This window comes from Companilactobacillus sp. y65-5 (assembly GCF_057541095.1).
In genome coordinates this window covers 1-19,566 of sequence record NZ_BAAJOA010000001.1, presented here as the reverse complement: position 1 = coordinate 19,566, position 19,566 = coordinate 1, and the positions used below count along the sequence as shown (strand labels likewise).

Below are 19,566 nucleotides of genomic sequence, written 5' to 3'. Positions count from 1 at the left end.
TATTATTTACGAGGAGTTATTAAAATGGACGAATTGACTCACTTCAATGACCAAAATAGAGCTAAAATGGTTGATGTTACTGATAAAAAAGTTACTTCTAGGTTTGCTATCGCAACTGGAAAAATCAAAATGAATCATCAGACTTTGGTTCGCATCCAAGATGGAAAAATTAAAAAGGGTGACGTTTTAGCAGTGGCCCAAGTAGCCGGCATCATGGCAGCAAAGCAGACTAGTTCGTTGATACCAATGTGTCACCTCATCCCTCTAACTGGCGTCGATATAAACTTTGAAGACGATAATGAATCGACCATAACCGTCACTGCCAAAGTAAAAACCAAGCATGTTACTGGTGTCGAAATTGAAGCACTACTAGCAGTTCAAACTTCACTTTTGACGATTTATGACATGTGCAAGGCCATTGATCGAGGCATGTTATTGACCGACGTTCATCTAGTCGAAAAAGACGGCGGTAAAAGTGGTCACTTCACCTACGAATAACGCATCATCGAAGGAGGTTAATCATGATTGGACTTATTTTGAATGAACAATTATGTGATAATTCAATTGAAAAAGTTGATTTGGCAGCAAATAAACTCTTGCTACTGACCTCAAATGTAATCATTTCAGCAAATGATGATGATTATATTAATTTAGAATCTCATTTTGCGTCTAAAAAAAATATTCAAATTATTAGACATCAAACACCTTTTGAAAATTGTGGTGAACTTACAGATATATACTCCGCTAGTCATCATTACCAACCGACGACTGACTTCTTGACACTGTCGCCGAGCAATTATCATATCAGCCCTGAAGTATTGTCAGTCCTGATCGATAATCAAAATAGTTATGCTGTTACTACGAACAAAAATTTTTATTCAATCAGTCATTTTCGGATTAAATTTTCAGATTTGGTTTCCTACTTGAATTTAGAAAATTATGATTATCAGGAATTTATCACTGAAGAATTGCAGTGCTTGCCGATTACATTCGTAAAAAGTGATATTATCTAATGATATATAAAAAAATGTTTTTGAATATTCCAAAATTAAATAAAAAACCAGTGAAATCAATGTTAATAAACCTTAAAAATGTTATTATTAGGAGGAAATAAGACGTGAACCCAGATCAACAAAACAATTCGTTTGATTATCCGTTGGACTATCAAAAAATTGTTAATCAAATATTTCATCAGGAGGATTTTGATTTCGTAGGTATTGCGACTCAATCTCCGGATCCTCCGCATTCTATCAAATGGTCATTTGTTGCTGGAAATTCTAACGAGAAGTTTAGAAAGATCGTCTTACGCAGTGGTATTGGGATCGCTGGACTTGTTGTTAGAACCGGCAAACCCTTTTGGGACAATAATCTATCTGAATATGAATACTCTAGTAAAATGTACACGCCAATCGCTAGGACTGAACGACTACAAACAGCAGTTGCACTTCCAGTTGTCGGTATTAATAATCGCGTTACCGGCGTCCTATTGGCAGGCTATCGTACAAAAACTACCGTATCAAACCAAACAGCCCAAATTCTTTCCCAATATCTGTAATTACTAAATTGAGAAGGGGCTGATTTTTTTTGCTTGAAACTACACAATGGATAAATAATTATTTCGATGAATCTTCTGATGCGATTATGATTTTTAAAGATAATGAACTAATTGTTTGTAACCACACGGCCAAGAATCTACAAGAAGAATTACACCTTGATCCAAAGTATTTGCTAGAGATTGCCGACTCCTCGGTTAAACAAAAATTTTCATCGACTGACGATTGTTTCAACTGTATTATCCAAAACAAAATGAAGCAAATTTTCATCCCCGTTACACTTGCCAAAGATATGCCACATCCACTACCCTACTTTATGATTTACAATGTCATCGACAAAGACGAGCGTGTCTTCTCGTTGACATTAAAAAGTCGTGGAACGATCAATCGAATGGATCAACTGGCCCAGCAACGGAAGTTAACTCAATACGTCAACCGTGCATACGAAGAAGAGCGCAAGAGAATCTCCGAGGACTTACACGACAGCATTGCTCAAGGTGTTTATTCAGCAATCATGGGGATCCGTCGGCTCAATGATGACAAGATATCTCCGGTGGAGTTTCAAAAATTAACTGATGTCATCCAGTCGCAATTAAACGACACATTAACCGAAGTCAAACGCATGGCACTTGACGTAAGGCCGTCCGTTCTTGACAGTTTTGGTCTGTTAGCAGCCTTGAGAGTTTTAGCCAAACGGCTACAAGAAAACTCTGGCGTAACGATCGATGTCATTGGTAATGCTGATACTAGTAGCTTGTCTAGTGACATTCAGAGTGTTTTTTATCGGATTGCTCAAGAGGCGATCAATAACGCCCTGAAACACGCCAATGCTAACGAAATATCTATTTTGTTAGTCTCGCATGACCACTTTATCACCTTGGAAGTCATTGATGACGGAGATGGTTTCGACGTCCCCGCACATCAGACTTTCAATGGGCGATCACTCGGACTTATGAATATGAATGAACGCGTCAAAGCACTCAACGGAGCGTTCAACATTAAATCTAATAAAAATAAAGGAACCACTGTTACAGTCAGATTTCCAGTCGCTTGAGGGGGGACATTATGTACAAAGTATTAATTGCGGACGACCACGCCGTTGTTAGATCTGGTCTATCTTTTTTGATCAACAAGCAAAATAATTTTAAAGTTGTCGGAGAAGAAGCGAACGGGACTGATACCTACATGCGTGTCGAGCAAGGTGGTATAGATATCCTCGTGATGGATCTGAGCATGCCACCTGGTGAGAGTGGTCTGATTACCACGCAGCGAATCCACGATAAATATCCAGACGTACGGATCTTGATACTGTCCATGCACGAGGAACAAGAATATATCAATCGTGCCATCCACAATGGTGCCATGTCTTATATTCTCAAGAGTTCGCCTGATGATGAGCTACTCAAGGCCTTAAAGTCCTTATCCAATGGTCAAAATTACATCGACAAAAATATCATGATAACTAAGTCAGACGTCCAAGAAATAAATTCAGACGGCGTCGAAGTTGATTTGCAGGGATATAACGGCCTATCGAAGCGTGAGAAAGAAATTTTCCCTTTGATTGCCTTAGGATATTCTAACAAGGAGATTGCTTCTCAGATGTTTATTTCTACCAAGACTGTCGAGGCCCATAAAGCGAACATAATTCGTAAACTTGCTCTCGATACACGTGCTGACTTAGTCCGTTATGCCATCCACCATCACTTAATTGAATTTTAGAGACAAAAAAGAAGCCATTAGGCTTCTTCTTTTTTATGGCTCTTTTCATATTTAGTTCTCATAGCCGCAATTCTGATTTCTACCACTTGGTTATTATTGATGTGAGCAAATGCTAGTGCTTCGTTCATCAAGCGATTGATCTCAATACTAGATTTGTTTTCGTTGATAGCGTTTTGTGCTGCTTGTAATTTTAATCTTGGTAAATAATAAGTCACGTGATATTCAGAGCAGAGATCGATACCCATGTTAACCAATTTATTACTCAAGTCAACATCGCCCTTAGTAGCGTAGTACTCTGATGTAAAGAAAATCAGAGTTAGTATCTTCAAGTAATGATCATCCTCATCATCAGAATCCTTGACCGGCTCGTGATGATAAGATTCGATAAATTGATAAATTTTATCAAAATAAAAATCAGCTTTTTCATTTTGGTTCTCACGCGAATACATGACACCTGAACCTAGGTAGGCCAATTGAGTGTAGATGGATTGATGCTTATCATCCAAGTCATCTAGAATTTGCGAGAAATCAAATAGAATATCAACTGGTTGTTGATTAGTTAGGGCATTTAGTAAACCACGAAGGTAGTAAAATTGGGTCTTCAACGGAATAAACTCAATTTTTTCTGGTTTGATCTCTGAAAGAAGATTGATAACTTCTTGGTAGTTCTCCATCATCAACTCTTTTTCTGCGTGATTCAAGTTATCGCGAATCTTAGCCGTAGAAGTAGTTGAGTCTTGATACAAATCATCTACCATCAATCCTAATCGCGCACAGAGCTTATTTAGAATCGTCAGTGAAGGTACACGTCCGTTATTTTCAAATTTACTCAGAGTAGCCTGCGTACAAATTCCTTCGCAAAGTTTAACTTGTGATAATTTAAGTTCCTTACGTCTCTTTATGAATACATCTATATTAATTTCTCTCACGTTTAACACTCCAAAGTTTTGCCATCATTCATATATACCTAGAGATATCCGTGCGAATCGACTTGCCATGCTCAAATCCCAAGCAGGTTCCCAGACTAAATTAATATCAACAGTATCAATACCGTCGACACGTTCAGCTGCGTCGGCAATCTCATCATGTAAATAATCCCCTAAAGGACACCCCATAGTCGTTAAAGTCATTGTTACAATACATTTACTATCTATTATATCAATTTTATAGATCAATCCAAGGTTAACAATGTCGATTCCTAATTCTGGATCGATTACGTCCATTAAGGATTCCTTTACTTGATCTGCCATTTCTTCTGTTGTCATGATACATATCCGCCTTTCGGTCGTTAATTTATAATTTATCCACCAATCTGGCTCATATGTCTCCAAGTTGGTGCCTTATCAATAATGCGATCAGACTCGTCCATGGCCATCTCGTGATTCAGAGGTTTACGATCTAACGACTTCTGAATCAAACGCCTGAACTCGTCCTTGTCGGGTATAGCTTTACGAATATCTATCTCTTCGTTCCAATACAAACATGCTTTGATATAACCATCAGCTGTAACACGTAACCTATTACAGTTTTCACAAAACTTAGAACTAATCGGATGAATCAAACCAAAGCTACCTTCAAATCCTTTAATCTGATAATTATCTGATGGGCCATTACCCTTCAATTCAATCGGCGAATATTCTAGTCCGTTCTCCTCACAAATTTTAAATACATTATCAAGTCCAACATATTCTTTTTTCCAAGTTTTTTCTGAGTTACCAATTGGCATAAATTCAATAAAGCGTACGTTTACATTATTACTTCTAGTATAATTCAAAAATTCCAATACTTCATCATCATTTTGACCTTTAATTAATACAACATTTAATTTTATTTTTTTAAAGTTCAATTTAGCGGCTGTTTCGATTCCATCTAGTACTTGTTGGATATTTCCACCCCGAGTTATTTCTTTGTAGCGGTCAGGATTGAAGGTATCCAAGCTAATATTCAAACGGTCTAATCCAGCATCCTTTAACGCCTGCGCCTTCTTAGCGAGGAACAATCCATTAGTGGTGATTGAGACGTCCTCAATCCCCTCAACCGCCTTGATTCGACGGACTATTTCTACAACATCCGTTCTTAATAGTGGTTCACCACCAGTAATACGAACTTTGGAGATACCCATTTCTGAGAAATTTTGGATCATTTGCACGATTTCATCTTGTGATAAAACCTTATCAGTTGGAAAGAACGGCAACCCTTCCTTTGGCATACAATAGACGCATCTAAGATTACATCTATCAGTAATCGACAATCTCACATAATCATGAATCCTATTGTACTGATCGTATAGTTTTTCCATAAATGGTGCCTCCAATATTACATAAATACTTGTAAATTATATAATTTAATTATGGATTATTTAGCCACATAAGTGAATTGGTGAAAGCCCTAAGAAATATTTAGACAACAAAAAAGCCTGAGCGCAATTCAGGCTTAGATGATCAATTGGTATCAGCACGTGTAAATGTAACGATGGCTGTTGAAGTGATCAACAGTAACGCACCGATAATTATGTTTGTTGTAATTTGGATGGGAAAGAAAAAGTAAGAGTAAATGATCACAACTATCGGACCCAATGCCCGAACGATATTTGCCTTTCCAGCTGTAATGAACTTTAGACTCGTATAAAACAATAATAGCGATAAAAATCCATTGAAAAAAGCACCGAAGAAATTGAATGTTACTGCCTTAGCTTCAATTCCACCAAAGGTTCCCGGGATGATCAAAGCATAGACAAACAATAATATTGCTGAAACTAAATGATTATAAAATAAAACGTTCCCGGGATTATTATCTTCAACCAAATATTTGGCGATGATATTATTTATGGCATACATTAACGGATAAATAAAAGCACAAATTATTCCTAAGATACTGTCGATTTGAATACGACCTGTTGAAACAAATATTGAGCCACCAATACACATGATGATAGCCAGATAATCCCACTTTACTAATTTCTCTTTTAAAAATATATAGGATAATCCAAAGATATAGACCAAGTATATCCTAGCTATCAGAGTGACAGTAACAGGACTCAATAGCATTAAGGCGATGTATTGTAAAATCACTCCAACAGCGTTGGATAATCCTAAAGCAATCACCCACTTGTTCCTGACGATAGAAAAATCATGATACATCACAAATATCAAAATTAAATTGAAAATTGCCGCAAATACACTAGTAAATAATGCTCCAACTACTGGATTCAAGCTGACTAATGAAAACTTATTAAGAACTGGACTGATACTACTGAACAATAGTGAAATTAAATTAAGCTCAACTCCTAAAAGTTGAGCTTTTTTGGTAGTAACAGAATTCACTAAGCTATTTCCTCAACCTTGAATGGTTTACTTGCTAAATCAGCTTTAATTTCATCTATATCTAATTCTTCATTTCCAGAGATCGTCAAAGTCATCTTGTCCATATTATCTTCGAGCTTCTCAACACCTTTTGCGTCTTTGATCATTTCAGCAATGTGTTTTGGACAGTTCGCACAATGTAGTCCACTTACTAAAATTTGTTTTTCCATAATATATTCCTCCGATAGATTGATTCTATTACTATTTTATAATACTACTGCAAGAGATTAATTTAACTTAGGAATTTTACTAATTTTTAATTAACCCGAAAAAGGCTAGAATATAAGTAATATAAAATATAAGTGATAGTAATCAGAATGGAGAATTAGTTATGGCTGAAAATGTAAGCATGGAACAATCTATTTATCAATTATTAAACGACGTAAATCGCAATTACTTTACTTCCAATCGTCAGTTAAACAAACAATCAATGCTATATCAGACTATCGAAGCAGTTCAAGGTAAGAACTGGTTCAACGACCTAAAACTAGAAGAGATCACAAACTACGCACTGGCTACTGCCACTTTGAAGTCTGCCACACTTACCAAAGATGGTATAGACAAACTTAACGAACTCAAAAAAATTTACGCTGTGGAGGAAGAAAAGTAATGGATATCGATGATTTAAAGAAACAAATGAGCGGTCGCTTCGAGAATTCACCGATCCAGTCCTCCGCCTTCTACGCTGACCCAGAAGACCACCTTGATAATCAAAAAAAACTTCGAGTTACCTTAAAATCATTTACTGAAACACAAAAAATGATCACTCCCTTTGCACTACAAATTTTGTGCACACATTCAGAGATAACCTTGATGCCATTGGGACTTCTAGACTTGAATGAATTAAAGGACTGGGAGAACCAACAACGTAAGGACACTGGGATACTAGTAGGTAATCCAGATGATCGCACTGGGATGCCACTAGTCATTCAATTCCAGTCGCATGTCAAAGAGTTTTCACCTGAGAAAAAAGTTCTTGATGTCTATACTGACGATATGTTCAATCACTTCAATGACACCTTCAACGATCATATCTGGCCCACTGTAATGAAGTATCTGAATGAAAACCAGTCTATCCTCAAAGAAATCGAGAAAAAATTAGCCGATGAGCGATTAGAAGTCAAAAATCTAACATTGAAACAACTTACTCCACTCAATGAGACGGAGCTCAAAGAAAAATTAGGAGTTCCACTGAAAAAAGATCAACTTGAACACTATTCTAGCTACATTGCTGACATGAGTCAGGTCAACTCGATCATTACTTCCTCCAGTTCATTCACGAAGGAACAAATTTTAAAAGATAAATTATTCCCGCAAATGATGAATTTATCAGAGATGCGCAATACTTTTTTCTATGTACTGGACAATACTTTCAACGAGATACTTTACTTCTATATACAGGTTTATGGCGCTAAAGATGCTAAACTAAAAAAACACCTGCAGACGCTTCGCAAAAATCTAGCCACCATCATGCGTAATGACGCATGGAAAAAGTCTAACGACATCATCGAACAAGAAAAGAAATTCAACTCTCAAAAATTCTTCAGTTCAGTTTTCTTACCGATCGCAGAAAATTTGGAAGTTGAAGTCGATAAATTTAAGTAAGGAGAATCAATCACAATGGCATCACCATTTGAACAATTCGAGCATCTTAATCCCAAACTAATAAATCTTGAAGATTATATTCTCCGCTTAATCGAGCTAAATAAAGACGACATTATTTCTGAAGCCAGTGGCTTTTTAAAATCCAGCCGTTTCTTACATAGCGCCTTTTTTTATTTGTTTTCTAGCTTTGGAGAAACCGATAACCTACGCGACAACACTCTACAGTCAGCCGCAGCAGCCACGCAAATGTTTTATATTAGAAATGAAATGATGCGTCGCCATCAAGCTGGACCAGACTCTATAAAGTTGAACTTCATGGTCGAATATTTCTCTGACTTGATCGATGTGGAACTACGTAAATGTTCAGCTGATGATGAGGCACTGCAAGGTAAAATTGATGCGATTCAAGAGATTACAACTCAACAATTATTAGCTGACGAACAGATGGTCAAACCAGTTGAAGATATTGGCGAGTATATCAAACGAGTTGAAGGACGATCAGCCATTATGTTTGAGTTTGCTTGCCGTTTTGGAGCACAAGCTGCCCACGCGTCTGATATTATCGTGGAATCCGCAGGTCAAATTGGCAGAACTATCGGTATCGCCTATCAAATTAAGAGCGAAGTCCTTGATCTAGTAGGAATCAACACAACAGAAGACGAATTCGGACCACTATACATGCTCCAAAGTGGTGAATTCACACTACCAGTGATTTTTGCCATAGGTAAAAAAGGCCCAGATTTTATGAACAAGATCGCCGAAGCCGGAAAAACTGGAAATGATGCCTTAGCTGAAACAGCCGAAGAAGTCATCGATAATGGTGTCGATGCGTCACAAGTCATGGTCAAAGAATACAAAGATCAAGCTTTGTTTGACATCAATATGTTGCCAGAAATACCAGAAAAGCACGACTTACAAAAACTAGTTGAGATGTTGTTGTAATTAGATTAGATATTGCAAATCACTGGCGGGAGTTGGATATGCAAAGATCGTATCAACGATATCAGCATGTGTGAGATGGTTATTGATAGCAAGTGTTAGATAATTAATGACCTCATCAGCTTCATTACTCAACAATGTAGCGCCAACTATTTGCTTGTTCTTATCAAAGACAACCTTTGCCTTTGCCACTGGCTCATTAGTACGATAATAAGTAAACCATTTTGTCAAATCCTGATCGACTACGTGATAGTCATCAGGGTTTTTTTCTGCCTCAATAGGGTCGATTCCCACCTTGGCTAATTCCGGAGAACCATAGACTAGTGTAGGTATAACTGGGTAACTAATATCTCGATTCAACTTGCCATTGATAATATTAGCAACATATCTAGCATCAAAACCTGCGACTGGTGTCAGCTTAGGTTCCTTTTTATCTACGACGTCGCCAATAGCATAGATATTTTGATTAGTTGTTTGCAATCTACCATTGGTTTTGACACCCTTCTTCGAGAATTCTACTCCTGCCTTGTCCAAGTCCAAATTATCGACATTGGGCACGCGGCCGGTAGCACCAACGATCAAATCACTTACGATATTATAATCTCCAGCGTCTAGAACATACTGTTCACCAAATTTAGCAATCGACTTTGTTTCAATATCAAAATGAAATTTGATTCCACGATTCCGCAATTGCTCGACTAATTCATCCACGTAACTAGCATCAAATTCTTTTAAAGGACGTTGATTATGATGAACAATATGGACTTCTGCCCCAGTTGCACTCGCAATAGTCGCAAGTTCGAATGCGATGTATCCTGCGCCAATAAAAGTTATTTTCTTTGGCATTGTTTTTAGATTCATAAAATCAGTGCTCGTCAGTAAATATTCATTACCTTTGACATTTAACTTACTTGGACGCTGTCCTGTCGCAATAACGAACTTATCTGCTTGATATACTTCATCATTCACGGTTAACTGATTCTCAGAAATAAACTTTGGACTACCATCGATTGCAGTGATACCTGCGGCGACCAAGCCATTACGACTACCCTCTGGAACTTTGTCAGTATACGTGTCTTTAAATGCTTCCAGCTCTGACCACCGGACAAAGGGAACTTCACCAAATCCTTTTCCCTTCAATTGAACAGCTCTATCTCGTGCTTGCACACCACTGAGCAACATTTTTTTAGGATCGCAACCACGATTGGGACAAGTTCCACCCCATTGGTAATTTTCGATCACTGCTACTCTTTTTTGGGCACTATTAAGCCCGTAAGCCGCCGCCAAACCAGCTGGTCCACCGCCGATAACTATTGCATCAAATTGTTTCATATACTATCTACCTCCAAAGATAAAAAAATAGACTCCATAATATTTCTATTATAGGAGTCTATTTATTTTTTCTTTAGTTATTTGCTTAGTCGTCTGATTTACCTTTGTTCAAGTTAAGTACTGACATGAATGCTTCTTGTGGGATCGAAACCTTTCCCACTTCTTTCATTCGTTTCTTACCAGCTTTTTGTTTATTCAGAAGTTTGTCACGACGTGTGCGATCTCCACCGTATAACTTAGCTGTAACATCTTTACGGTAGGCTTTCACCGTGGCACGTGCCACAACCTTGTTACCGATAGCAGCCTGAACTGGGATTTCAAACATCTGACGTGGGATTACTTCCTTCAATCTAGATACGATATCACGTCCTCGTTGATAAGCAAAATCCTTATGAACGATGAAACTCAAGGCATCGACCGGTTCACCATTGAGTAGGATATCCATCTTAACTAGATTACTTGGCTCGTATTCTTCAACCCGATAATCCAATGACGCGTAACCTTTAGTATTAGATTTCAAGTCATCAAAGAAGTCAAAAATGATTTCGAGAAGTGGTAACTTATAAATCACGTTAACTCGATACTTATCAAGATAATCCATCGTAACAAATTGACCACGCTTGCGTTGACACAATTCCATTACAGGACCCACATAGTCCTCAGGTACCATGATCTCAGCTCGAACATAGGGTTCACGAACCTCTTGAATCTCCGAAGCATCTGGTAACTCTGCTGGATTATCAACGACGATATTCTCACCCGAAGTCGTCGTCACGTGATAATCTACTGACGGTGAAGTGATAATCAGGTCAAGATCAAATTCACGTTCGAGACGCTCTTGGACAACGTCCATGTGAAGTAATCCTAAGAATCCTACACGGAATCCAAAACCTAACGCTTGAGAAGTCTCAGGTTCGTATTCCAATGCGGCATCATTGAGTTTTAGTTTTTCTAGAGCCTCATGCAAGTCCTCATACTTACCATTGTCAACAGGATACATACCAGCATAAACCATAGGTGTACTCTGGCGATAGCCTGTTAGTGCTTCATCAGTCGGATCGTCAGCTAAGGTCACCGTGTCACCGACTTGAGTATCAACAACTGACTTGATACTTGCCGTAATATAGCCAACATCACCAGCCATCAAATAGTCACGAGAAACTGCCTTAGGCGACATAACACCGACATCAGTCACCTCAAACTTCTTCTTGTTACTCATCAATTCAATCGTGTCTCCGACCTTGACCAATCCTTCACGGACACGGACGTTGAGGACAACGCCTCGATAGCTGTCATATACTGAATCGAAGATCAAAGCCTTGAGAGGCTTATCGATATCACCTTCTGGAGCGGGTACATCACTGACGATCCGTTCCAATAACTCATCGATACCTAAACCAGTTTTAGCACTAGTCATAATGGCATTAGATGCATCGATACCAATCATCTCTTCGATTTCTTCTTGAACCTTTTCAGGTTGAGCTGAAGGAAGATCGACTTTGTTGATAACTGGTACGATTTCCAAGTCATTATCGATTGCTAAATAAGAATTAGCTAATGTCTGAGCTTCAACACCTTGAGCAGCGTCAACAACTAACAAGGCACCCTCACAGGCAGCCAATGATCTAGAAACTTCATACGAGAAGTCTACGTGTCCCGGTGTGTCGATTAGATGAAAAATATATTCTTTGCCATCATTGGCCGTATATTCCAACTCAACAGCATTCAGTTTGATCGTAATACCACGTTCACGTTCAAGATCAAGATCATCAAGGATTTGAGCCTTCATGTCACGTTTTGATACGGTATGTGTTTTTTCCAAAATACGATCGGCAATTGTTGATTTACCATGATCGATGTGCGCTACGATAGAAAAATTACGAATTCTTTTTTGTCGTTCTTTTAATTTATCGAGATCCAGATTCATAAATATTTCCCTTCTATCAATTATTTATCATATATGAATTAATTCTCATCTTATCTATTTTACACTAATTATTGTAATACCACCATCATAGATAAGTTACCAAAATATATCAAAAAAGTCGCAACCATAAATTGCGACTTTTTAAATTTAACCATTAAAAGCATCTTTTAATTTATTGAAAAAGTTACTATCTTTTTCTTTGACTTTATCTCCGCCTGCTTCCGCAAACTTCTTTAGAGCATCCCTTTGTTCACCAGACATCTTGCGTGGAGTAACAATATTAACGGTTACTTTTTGATCACCGATATTCTTACTATTGAGTACTGGAGCACCTTTACCACGTAATCTGAATGACGTACCAGTCTGTGTACCACTTGGCACAGTCAACTTAACTGGTCCGTGAACAGTATTGACTTGAATCTCGTCACCCAACGCTGCTTGAGGGAAACTGATATTCACTGATGAATAAATTGTCGCACCATCACGTTGAAATTCTTTACTTGCTGAAACGTGGAAGACGATATATAGATCACCGTAAGGACCACCGTTCTCACCAGCTTCACCTTGACCATCTAAGCGCATTTGTTGACCATCTTCAACACCTGCAGGAACGGTAACTTTAAGAGTATGTTTTTCGTTAACCTTACCCTTACCATGGCAAATATTGCACTTTTCTCTGATTTCTTTACCAGTACCACCACAGACGTCACAGACAACTCTTGTACGCATACGGCCAAGTGGAGTTTGACGATCTACTTCAACATAACCTGAACCGTGACACTTAGAACATGTTTCAGGATGAGTACCAGGTTTTGCCCCACTACCATCACAAGTCTTACAGATTTCTTCACGATCATAAGAAATATCAGTCTTCTTACCAAAGACACCTTCTTCGAAGGTTAAATCCATACGATATTGTAAATCTGAGCCTTGTCTTGGCGCGTTAGGACTTTGTCGTGCAGTACCACCACCGAAGAATTGACTAAAGATATCTTCGAAGCCGCCAAATTGTTCACCGCCAGCTCCACCACCGAATCCGCCGAAACCTTGACCGTTATTCATGCCGGCTGATCCGTATTGATCATAAGCAGCACGTTTTTGAGGGTCCTTTAAGGTCTCATAAGCATCGTTTATCTCTTTGAACTTATCTTCAGCACCGGGATCCTTGTTGATATCTGGATGATACTTCTTAGAAAGTTTACGGAAAGCTTTTTTAATTTCATCTTCAGATGCGTTTTTATCAACGCCTAAAGTTTCATATGGATCTCTATCTGCCATTTAAAAATCACCCTTGTGTCGACCTGGACTTAATTGTCCGATTTTATCTTTTATGCTCAAAAGAGCAGTTGTTAATACTATACCATTGTTGGTGTAGTAATTAAAATGACTGCTCTTTATCACGAATTAATATTTATTATTTCTTGTCTTTATCAGGATCTACTTCTTCGAAGTCTCCATCAACTGTACCATCGTCAGACTTCTTACCATCTGTAGAATTGTCAGCACCGGTTGCACCAGCATCACCGCCAGCTTGTTCAGCACCTTGAGCTTGTTGATATAGTTTTACAGAAAGATCTTGAACGATCTTATTTAAGTCGTCACGTTTCTTCTTCATGTCTTCAATATCGCCAGAGTCTTGAGCTTTCTTCAAAGCATCACGAGCGTCTTCAGCCTTCTTGATTTCATCGTCAGAAACTTTACCCTTGATATCCTTAAGAGTCTTGTCAGTAGCAAATAATGCTTGTTCAACATCATTTCTAACGTCTACTTCTTCTTTACGTTTAGTATCTTCAGCTTCGTTTTCCTTGGCTTCTTTCATCATTTGATCGATTTCATCATCACTCAAACCTGATGAACTCTTGATAGTAATCTTTTGTTCCTTATTAGTACCAAGGTCTTTAGCGGAAACATTTACGATACCATTCTTATCGATATCAAACTTAACTTCGATCTGAGGTACACCACGTGGTGCAGCAGGAATATCTGTCAATTGGAAACGACCTAATGTCTTGTTGTCTGCAGCCATTGGACGTTCACCTTGTAGGACATGGATATCAACAGCGCTTTGATTGTCAGCAGCAGTTGAGAATGTTTGTGACTTGCTTGTTGGGATAGTAGTATTTCTATCGATCAACTTAGTGAACACGCCACCCATTGTTTCGATACCTAATGAAAGTGGTGTAACGTCAAGTAGAACAACGTCTTTAACATCACCAGAGATAACACCACCTTGAATTGCAGCACCAAGTGCAACAGCTTCGTCAGGGTTGATTGAATGATCTGGTGTCTTACCAGTCCATTTTTCAACAGCATCTTGAACAGCTGGTGTACGAGTTGAACCACCATTTAAGATGACCTTGTCAAGCTCACCGATTGACAATCCAGCATCCTTCAAAGCATTGTCAACTGGGATCTTTGTCTTTTCAACTAGATCAGCTGTCAATTCATCAAACTTAGCACGTGTCAATGTTTCTTCCATGTGAAGTGGACCATTAGCACCTGATGAAATAAATGGAAGACTGATTGATGTTTGTGTAACACCTGATAAGTCTTTCTTAGCTTTTTCAGCAGCATCCTTTAGTCTTTGTAGAGCCATCTTATCTTGTGATAAGTCAACGCCATTCTTGTTCTTGAATTGTTCTACTAACCAATCAATAACCTTTTGGTCGAAGTCATCTCCACCTAGATGTGTATCACCATTTGTTGATAGAACTTCGAAAACACCATCACCTAATTCAAGGATAGAAACATCGAATGTACCACCACCAAGGTCATAAACAAGGATTTTTTCATCACCCTTATCGTTGTCAAGACCGTATGCTAATGCGGAAGCTGTTGGTTCGTTAACGATACGTTGAACGTTTAAACCAGCAATCTTACCAGCATCCTTAGTAGCTTGTCTTTGTGAATCATTGAAGTATGCAGGAACAGTGATAACTGCGTCTGTAACTGGTTCGCCAAGATAGTCTTCTGAGAACTTCTTGATGTGTTGCAAGATCATAGCTGAAATTTCTTGTGGTGTATATGATTTGCCAGCGACTGTCTCTTTGTATCCTGCTTCACCCATATGTCTCTTGATTGATGAAACTGTGTCAGGGTTTGTGATTGCTTGTCTCTTTGCAACTTCACCAACTTGAATTTCACCATCTTTAAAAGCAACAACAGAAGGAGTAGTTCTTGCACCTTCAGGGTTAGCAATAATCTTTGGTGATCCACCTTCAAGTACAGCAACTGCTGAGTTAGTTGTACCTAAATCAATACCAATAACTTTTGACATAAATATAAACCTCTTTTGATTTTTTAATTATTTAATTAATTTGTTATCTAAATCTATTGTGCTACGACGACCATGGCTGGACGAAGAACACGATCTTCTAGTTTGTAACCTTTTTGAAGCACTTGAACAACGGTATCCTTAGCATGATCATCATCAGCTGGGACAGTTTGTACAGCTTGACTGTCTGTTGGATCGAACTTTTCACCAGCATTGTCAATAATCGTTACACGATTATCAGTCAAAGCCTTGACCATGTGTTGTTGAACCATTTCGATACCCTTCTTCAGCTGTTTGCCAGCATCATCGCTAACTTCAACTGCCAAAGCTCGTTCTAAGTTATCAAGAACTGGAAGAATTTCGGTAGCCAACTTTTGACCGTCATATTTGAGTAGGCCAGCCACTTCCTTCTTATGACGATTATTCATATTTTGAATTTCAGCTTGGCTTCTCAAAAACTTATCTTCTAGTTCTGAATTTTTAGCCTCAAGATCCTTTATTTTTGCATCTTTAGGATCAACTTTGGTTACTTTTTCAGCATCCTTCTTTTCGACTTTGGCATCTGCCTTTGGCTTCTCCTCAGTCTTAGGTGCCTCTTTAGTTTGTTCGCTAGAAGCTTTTACATCTTCTTGTTTCTCTTTATCTGCCATTACTTCCTCCTAAATATCAAGAATCATCATACCTTGAATAATAATCAATCAGACGTTTGGCAAGTTCTTGTCTGAACTCACCTAACAAGCCTATCAATTGTGAATAATGCATCGTCGTTGGACCTAACAATGCGATTACTCCCTTACCATGATGTCCAACATCATAGTTTGCTGTAATAATACTATAATTCTTCAGTGCGTCTGAACCTAACTCACTACCTAAACGAACTCTGATTCCATCATTGGAATCGCATGGATCAAGTAATTTTTTCAAATCTGTACTTTGATTAATAATTGAGAACAACGATTGAACTTCTGATAGATCTTCATTATTTGCATAATTCAACAGGTTCAATTGACCGTCAACAAAATATTTTTCTGAGCCAGCTTTTTTGAACAACTGATCTATCATATCGATCAATCCATTGTTTGAATACATATACTCAGACAAAATAGCAGGTATATCATCATGTAGCATTCGTAATACCTTAGGTAAAGGTTGACCGACTAATTTGTCATTAACTACTCTTACGATTTTTTCAATTAATTCTGTATCAAAGTTTTCATCAATTGTATAAATATTACTTTCGACGTTATTATCGCTAGTTACGATTATTGCCATTATTTGACGTGCATTCAATGGTACTATCCTGAATCCCGTCAATCGAACTGTACTGCTCTCTGGACCTAATGTAATTGCGGTATAACTAGTTAAATGAGATAAGATCTTAGCCGACTGCTCAATGATATCATCGATTTGATGATACGTTTGACCAAAATCCTCGTCGATTCTCTTTGCGATATCTTGCGGTACGGTAGTTGGTTGTACCAAATTATCTAGATAATAACGATATCCCATTGCTGAAGGGATACGACCAGAAGAAAGATGTGTCTTCTCCAAATAGCCTATCTCCTCAAGTACAGCCATTTCATTTCTAATGGTTGCCGAACTGACATTAAATGGCAATGCGTTCATCAATGTTTTTGAACCAACCGGCTGGCCGGTATCTGTGAAAATGCGCACGACTTCTCTCAAGATTGCATCTTGACGTTCCGATAACATTCTACCGTCCTCCTTTTAGCACTATTCATATTGGAGTGCTAACAATGTAAAATATAACAATCTATACTAATAGTGTCAAGTATTGAAACTCATAAATTTCGATTTCAGACAAAGAAAATAGCAGGTCTTTTGAACCCACTATTGTTTATGATTTTTAAAATATTCCAATGCATCTATTTTGTCCTGATGAAGCTGATCAACTAATCCTTGTGCTCCGTCAAATTTAACTTCTCCACGCAAATAGTGCACCCATTCGACTCTGACATCCTTACCATAAATATCTTGATCGAAATCAAAAATATTACATTCGATCGTCACACCGGTATCTTCCTTGAACGTCACATTATAGCCAACTGACGTCATTGAGGGATACCACTCGCCATCAATCTCTATACGAGTGATATAAACACCGATAGAAGGCTTTAATTGTTCTTTGCTAGTAACTACATTAGCAGTCGGATAACCAAGCGTACGCCCACGCTGAAGGCCATGTACAACATGTCCTTGGTTTTGATACGTATAGCCTAAGTATTTATTGGCAACATCTACTCGATCTGTCAGCACTAATTTCTTTATCGTACTGGAACCGATCTTTTTCCCATCGATAGTTTGTTCAGGTACAGTTACTACTTCAAAGCGACCATTTGCATATTTTGGCAACGTCTGCATGTTGGCTACGTCCTTTTTGCCATAAGTATAATCGAATCCTGCCACAATATATCTGGCTCTCATTCGTACCATGTAATCATCAACGAAGTCTTGCGGTGCTAAACTAGCAAAATCGGAAGTGAATTCAATAAAATATAAATAATCTACATCTAATTCTGAAATCAATTCTGCTTTGCGACTGACTGTTGAAATATATTTATAATTTTCTTCATGTTGATATATTTCTCGTGGTGAACGATCAAAGGTCATCAATACCGATTTCAGATTCTTCTCGTGTGCCAACTCTACTCCACGTTGAATAACTTTTTTGTGACCGAGATGAACCCCATCAAAAAAGCCCATTATCATAACAACATCTGAGCTAGGTATTTGATTATCTTTCAACGGATGCTTAATATTTACAATTTCCATCAGTTCATCCCCTTAATCGTTATTCAATAACATCGTTTCTGGAATCCAAAGTTGTCGTTCAGCATTGAACTTATAAATCGCCTTTGTGACTTGATTCCTTGTCACTCTCATGACACTGTCAGTGTCATAACCTGATAGGTCTAAAAAACCACCATGTAGCACGCGAACTTCCCATTCCTCATCAGTTAATTCGTGTGCCTGAATATTAGCTAGCACTTCATCAGTCGTACGTAAAAATCCATAATTACCTTCAGCTACCATACGTTCGATATCTGCCAACTTGTAAGTTTGATCGATACTAAAACCTGCGCTCTTAGTCCTAGTTAATTCGGACATAAATGAAGGCACTCCCAATAAAGCACCAAATTCAACCGCTAAAGTTCTGACATAGGTACCTTTAGAACATTTTACATGAAATTTGAGCTTTTGTTGGCCAGATTCGCTATCGAATCGTGGTTCACCCATCATGTAGAAATCGTAAATATGAATGTGTCTTTCTGGGCGTTCAACTTCAAGACCTGCTCGAGCGTATTCGTACAGTTTTTTTCCATTGACTCTTACAGCAGAATACATGGGTGGGATTTGAGTAAGATCCCCAATCATCTTCTGAAAGTTATTTTTAAGTTCGTCATTTGAAAATGCGGCTGTCAGTTTAACTTCTTTGACAGTATCACCTTCACGATCTTCGGTAGTCGTTGAGCGACCCAATGTTATCTCCCCCTCATACTCCTTAGGAGTTCCTGTCAACCGATTGACTAACTTCGTCGATTGACCGACACAAATTGGCAACACTCCATCCACTAATGGATCCAGTGTACCCGTATGACCGATTTTTCTTGTATGTAAAATCTTTCTTAGTTTATATACATAATCAGAACTTGTCATCCCAATTTCTTTGTTTAGTGGAATTACTCCGTTCATTGCTATCTTCCGATCTATTAATAATATTTGTTTAATTAAAAATTGAGGCAAAAATCTCCTGATCTTAATCAGGTAGATGAATGCTTGATAATTAACGCCGTGAGGCGTTTTTTGATTCTCGATATAATGTTCTACAACATC

21 protein-coding genes are annotated in these 19,566 nt (G+C 38.1%); 8 read left to right on the top strand and 13 right to left on the bottom strand.

Going from position 1 to position 19,566, the window contains the following annotated elements:
• Nucleotides 1–24 precede the first annotated feature (24 nt).
• The 5 genes from moaC (at nt 25) to AC27FM_RS00085 (ending at nt 3,272) form a co-directional block, all read left to right on the top strand.
• Nucleotides 25–498, top strand: coding sequence for a cyclic pyranopterin monophosphate synthase MoaC (moaC, locus tag AC27FM_RS00105; RefSeq protein WP_487085039.1), 474 nt, complete (start codon nt 25–27; stop codon nt 496–498).
• A 23-nt stretch (nt 499–521) separates the two neighbouring features.
• Complete coding sequence (locus tag AC27FM_RS00100; protein WP_487085037.1) at nt 522–1,013, top strand: hypothetical protein; 492 nt, start codon at nt 522–524, stop codon at nt 1,011–1,013.
• A gap of 104 nt (nt 1,014–1,117) precedes the next feature.
• Nucleotides 1,118–1,555, top strand: coding sequence for a GAF domain-containing protein (locus tag AC27FM_RS00095; RefSeq protein ID WP_487085036.1), 438 nt, complete (start codon nt 1,118–1,120; stop codon nt 1,553–1,555).
• 29 nt (nt 1,556–1,584) lie between these two features.
• A complete protein-coding gene (locus AC27FM_RS00090) occupies nt 1,585–2,607 on the top strand; it encodes a sensor histidine kinase (protein WP_487085035.1) in 1,023 nt (340 codons plus the stop codon).
• An 11-nt stretch (nt 2,608–2,618) separates the two neighbouring features.
• Complete coding sequence (locus AC27FM_RS00085; protein WP_487085033.1) at nt 2,619–3,272, top strand: response regulator; 654 nt, start codon at nt 2,619–2,621, stop codon at nt 3,270–3,272.
• A 17-nt stretch (nt 3,273–3,289) separates the two neighbouring features.
• On the opposite strand, the gene AC27FM_RS00080 is transcribed toward AC27FM_RS00085, so the two are convergent.
• The 5 genes from AC27FM_RS00080 to AC27FM_RS00060 form a co-directional block, all read right to left on the bottom strand.
• Complete coding sequence (locus AC27FM_RS00080; RefSeq protein ID WP_487086053.1) at nt 3,290–4,192, bottom strand: helix-turn-helix domain-containing protein; 903 nt, start codon at nt 4,190–4,192, stop codon at nt 3,290–3,292.
• 33 nt (nt 4,193–4,225) lie between these two features.
• The gene (locus AC27FM_RS00075; RefSeq protein ID WP_487085031.1) at nt 4,226–4,537 is read right to left on the bottom strand and encodes a metal-sulfur cluster assembly factor; all 312 of its coding nucleotides are present in this window, start codon (nt 4,535–4,537) and stop codon (nt 4,226–4,228) included.
• A 35-nt stretch (nt 4,538–4,572) separates the two neighbouring features.
• Nucleotides 4,573–5,571, bottom strand: a complete 999-nt coding sequence (gene moaA / locus AC27FM_RS00070; RefSeq protein WP_487085029.1) for a GTP 3',8-cyclase MoaA — start codon at nt 5,569–5,571, stop codon at nt 4,573–4,575.
• 142 nt (nt 5,572–5,713) lie between these two features.
• The gene (locus AC27FM_RS00065; protein WP_487085027.1) at nt 5,714–6,595 is read right to left on the bottom strand and encodes a DMT family transporter; all 882 of its coding nucleotides are present in this window, start codon (nt 6,593–6,595) and stop codon (nt 5,714–5,716) included.
• The gene (locus tag AC27FM_RS00060; protein ID WP_487085025.1) at nt 6,595–6,804 is read right to left on the bottom strand and encodes a heavy-metal-associated domain-containing protein; all 210 of its coding nucleotides are present in this window, start codon (nt 6,802–6,804) and stop codon (nt 6,595–6,597) included. Before AC27FM_RS00060 ends, AC27FM_RS00065 begins: the two co-directional genes overlap by 1 nt.
• Before the next feature lie 161 nt (nt 6,805–6,965).
• On the opposite strand from AC27FM_RS00060, the gene AC27FM_RS00055 reads away from it, so the two are divergent.
• The 3 genes from AC27FM_RS00055 to AC27FM_RS00045 are packed head-to-tail and all read left to right on the top strand — an operon-like array spanning nt 6,966 to nt 9,181.
• Nucleotides 6,966–7,244 (top strand): hypothetical protein, encoded by a 279-nt coding sequence (locus AC27FM_RS00055; protein ID WP_487085023.1) that lies wholly within the window; start codon nt 6,966–6,968, stop codon nt 7,242–7,244.
• Nucleotides 7,244–8,239 carry a hypothetical protein gene (locus AC27FM_RS00050; RefSeq protein WP_487085021.1) on the top strand — a complete coding sequence of 332 codons (996 nt, stop codon included), beginning with the start codon at nt 7,244–7,246 and terminating at the stop codon, nt 8,237–8,239. The genes AC27FM_RS00055 and AC27FM_RS00050 overlap by 1 nt, the downstream gene beginning before the upstream one ends.
• 15 nt (nt 8,240–8,254) lie before the next feature.
• The gene (locus AC27FM_RS00045; RefSeq protein WP_487085019.1) at nt 8,255–9,181 is read left to right on the top strand and encodes a polyprenyl synthetase family protein; all 927 of its coding nucleotides are present in this window, start codon (nt 8,255–8,257) and stop codon (nt 9,179–9,181) included.
• On the opposite strand, the gene AC27FM_RS00040 is transcribed toward AC27FM_RS00045, so the two are convergent.
• The 8 genes from AC27FM_RS00040 to truB form a co-directional block, all read right to left on the bottom strand.
• Nucleotides 9,182–10,510, bottom strand: coding sequence for a dihydrolipoyl dehydrogenase family protein (locus AC27FM_RS00040; protein ID WP_487085018.1), 1,329 nt, complete (start codon nt 10,508–10,510; stop codon nt 9,182–9,184).
• 85 nt (nt 10,511–10,595) lie between these two features.
• Nucleotides 10,596–12,437 carry a translation elongation factor 4 gene (gene lepA / locus AC27FM_RS00035; RefSeq protein WP_487085017.1) on the bottom strand — a complete coding sequence of 614 codons (1,842 nt, stop codon included), beginning with the start codon at nt 12,435–12,437 and terminating at the stop codon, nt 10,596–10,598.
• A 147-nt stretch (nt 12,438–12,584) separates the two neighbouring features.
• Nucleotides 12,585–13,715 carry a molecular chaperone DnaJ gene (dnaJ, locus tag AC27FM_RS00030; protein WP_487085015.1) on the bottom strand — a complete coding sequence of 377 codons (1,131 nt, stop codon included), beginning with the start codon at nt 13,713–13,715 and terminating at the stop codon, nt 12,585–12,587.
• A 136-nt stretch (nt 13,716–13,851) separates the two neighbouring features.
• Nucleotides 13,852–15,714 carry a molecular chaperone DnaK gene (gene dnaK, locus AC27FM_RS00025; protein WP_487085013.1) on the bottom strand — a complete coding sequence of 621 codons (1,863 nt, stop codon included), beginning with the start codon at nt 15,712–15,714 and terminating at the stop codon, nt 13,852–13,854.
• 53 nt (nt 15,715–15,767) lie between these two features.
• Nucleotides 15,768–16,361 (bottom strand): nucleotide exchange factor GrpE, encoded by a 594-nt coding sequence (grpE, locus tag AC27FM_RS00020; RefSeq protein ID WP_487085011.1) that lies wholly within the window; start codon nt 16,359–16,361, stop codon nt 15,768–15,770.
• 16 nt (nt 16,362–16,377) lie between these two features.
• Entirely contained in the window at nt 16,378–17,424 is a 1,047-nt protein-coding gene (hrcA, locus tag AC27FM_RS00015) for a heat-inducible transcriptional repressor HrcA (RefSeq protein WP_487085009.1), read from the bottom strand.
• Nucleotides 17,425–17,562: 138 nt separating this feature from the next.
• The gene (gene ribF, locus AC27FM_RS00010) at nt 17,563–18,504 is read right to left on the bottom strand and encodes a riboflavin biosynthesis protein RibF (protein WP_487085007.1); all 942 of its coding nucleotides are present in this window, start codon (nt 18,502–18,504) and stop codon (nt 17,563–17,565) included.
• Nucleotides 18,505–18,516: 12 nt separating this feature from the next.
• A partial coding sequence (gene truB / locus AC27FM_RS00005) for a tRNA pseudouridine(55) synthase TruB (RefSeq protein ID WP_487085005.1) occupies nt 18,517–19,566 on the bottom strand: 1,050 nt, incomplete at its 5' end.

What these genes read in the sequence shown, in the direction of transcription:
- moaC (WP_487085039.1), top strand. Translation starts at nt 25, where the DNA reads ATGGACGAATTGACTCACTTCAATGACCAAAATAGAGCTAAAATGGTT.
- AC27FM_RS00100 (WP_487085037.1), top strand. Translation starts at nt 522, where the DNA reads ATGATTGGACTTATTTTGAATGAACAATTATGTGATAATTCAATTGAA.
- AC27FM_RS00085 (WP_487085033.1), top strand. Translation starts at nt 2,619, where the DNA reads ATGTACAAAGTATTAATTGCGGACGACCACGCCGTTGTTAGATCTGGT.
- AC27FM_RS00075 (WP_487085031.1), bottom strand. Translation starts at nt 4,537, where the DNA reads ATGACAACAGAAGAAATGGCAGATCAAGTAAAGGAATCCTTAATGGAC.
- moaA (WP_487085029.1), bottom strand. Translation starts at nt 5,571, where the DNA reads ATGGAAAAACTATACGATCAGTACAATAGGATTCATGATTATGTGAGA.
- AC27FM_RS00060 (WP_487085025.1), bottom strand. Translation starts at nt 6,804, where the DNA reads ATGGAAAAACAAATTTTAGTAAGTGGACTACATTGTGCGAACTGTCCA.
- AC27FM_RS00055 (WP_487085023.1), top strand. Translation starts at nt 6,966, where the DNA reads ATGGCTGAAAATGTAAGCATGGAACAATCTATTTATCAATTATTAAAC.
- AC27FM_RS00050 (WP_487085021.1), top strand. Translation starts at nt 7,244, where the DNA reads ATGGATATCGATGATTTAAAGAAACAAATGAGCGGTCGCTTCGAGAAT.
- AC27FM_RS00045 (WP_487085019.1), top strand. Translation starts at nt 8,255, where the DNA reads ATGGCATCACCATTTGAACAATTCGAGCATCTTAATCCCAAACTAATA.
- AC27FM_RS00040 (WP_487085018.1), bottom strand. Translation starts at nt 10,510, where the DNA reads ATGAAACAATTTGATGCAATAGTTATCGGCGGTGGACCAGCTGGTTTG.
- lepA (WP_487085017.1), bottom strand. Translation starts at nt 12,437, where the DNA reads ATGAATCTGGATCTCGATAAATTAAAAGAACGACAAAAAAGAATTCGT.
- dnaJ (WP_487085015.1), bottom strand. Translation starts at nt 13,715, where the DNA reads ATGGCAGATAGAGATCCATATGAAACTTTAGGCGTTGATAAAAACGCA.
- dnaK (WP_487085013.1), bottom strand. Translation starts at nt 15,714, where the DNA reads ATGTCAAAAGTTATTGGTATTGATTTAGGTACAACTAACTCAGCAGTT.
- grpE (WP_487085011.1), bottom strand. Translation starts at nt 16,361, where the DNA reads ATGGCAGATAAAGAGAAACAAGAAGATGTAAAAGCTTCTAGCGAACAA.
- hrcA (WP_487085009.1), bottom strand. Translation starts at nt 17,424, where the DNA reads ATGTTATCGGAACGTCAAGATGCAATCTTGAGAGAAGTCGTGCGCATT.
- ribF (WP_487085007.1), bottom strand. Translation starts at nt 18,504, where the DNA reads ATGGAAATTGTAAATATTAAGCATCCGTTGAAAGATAATCAAATACCT.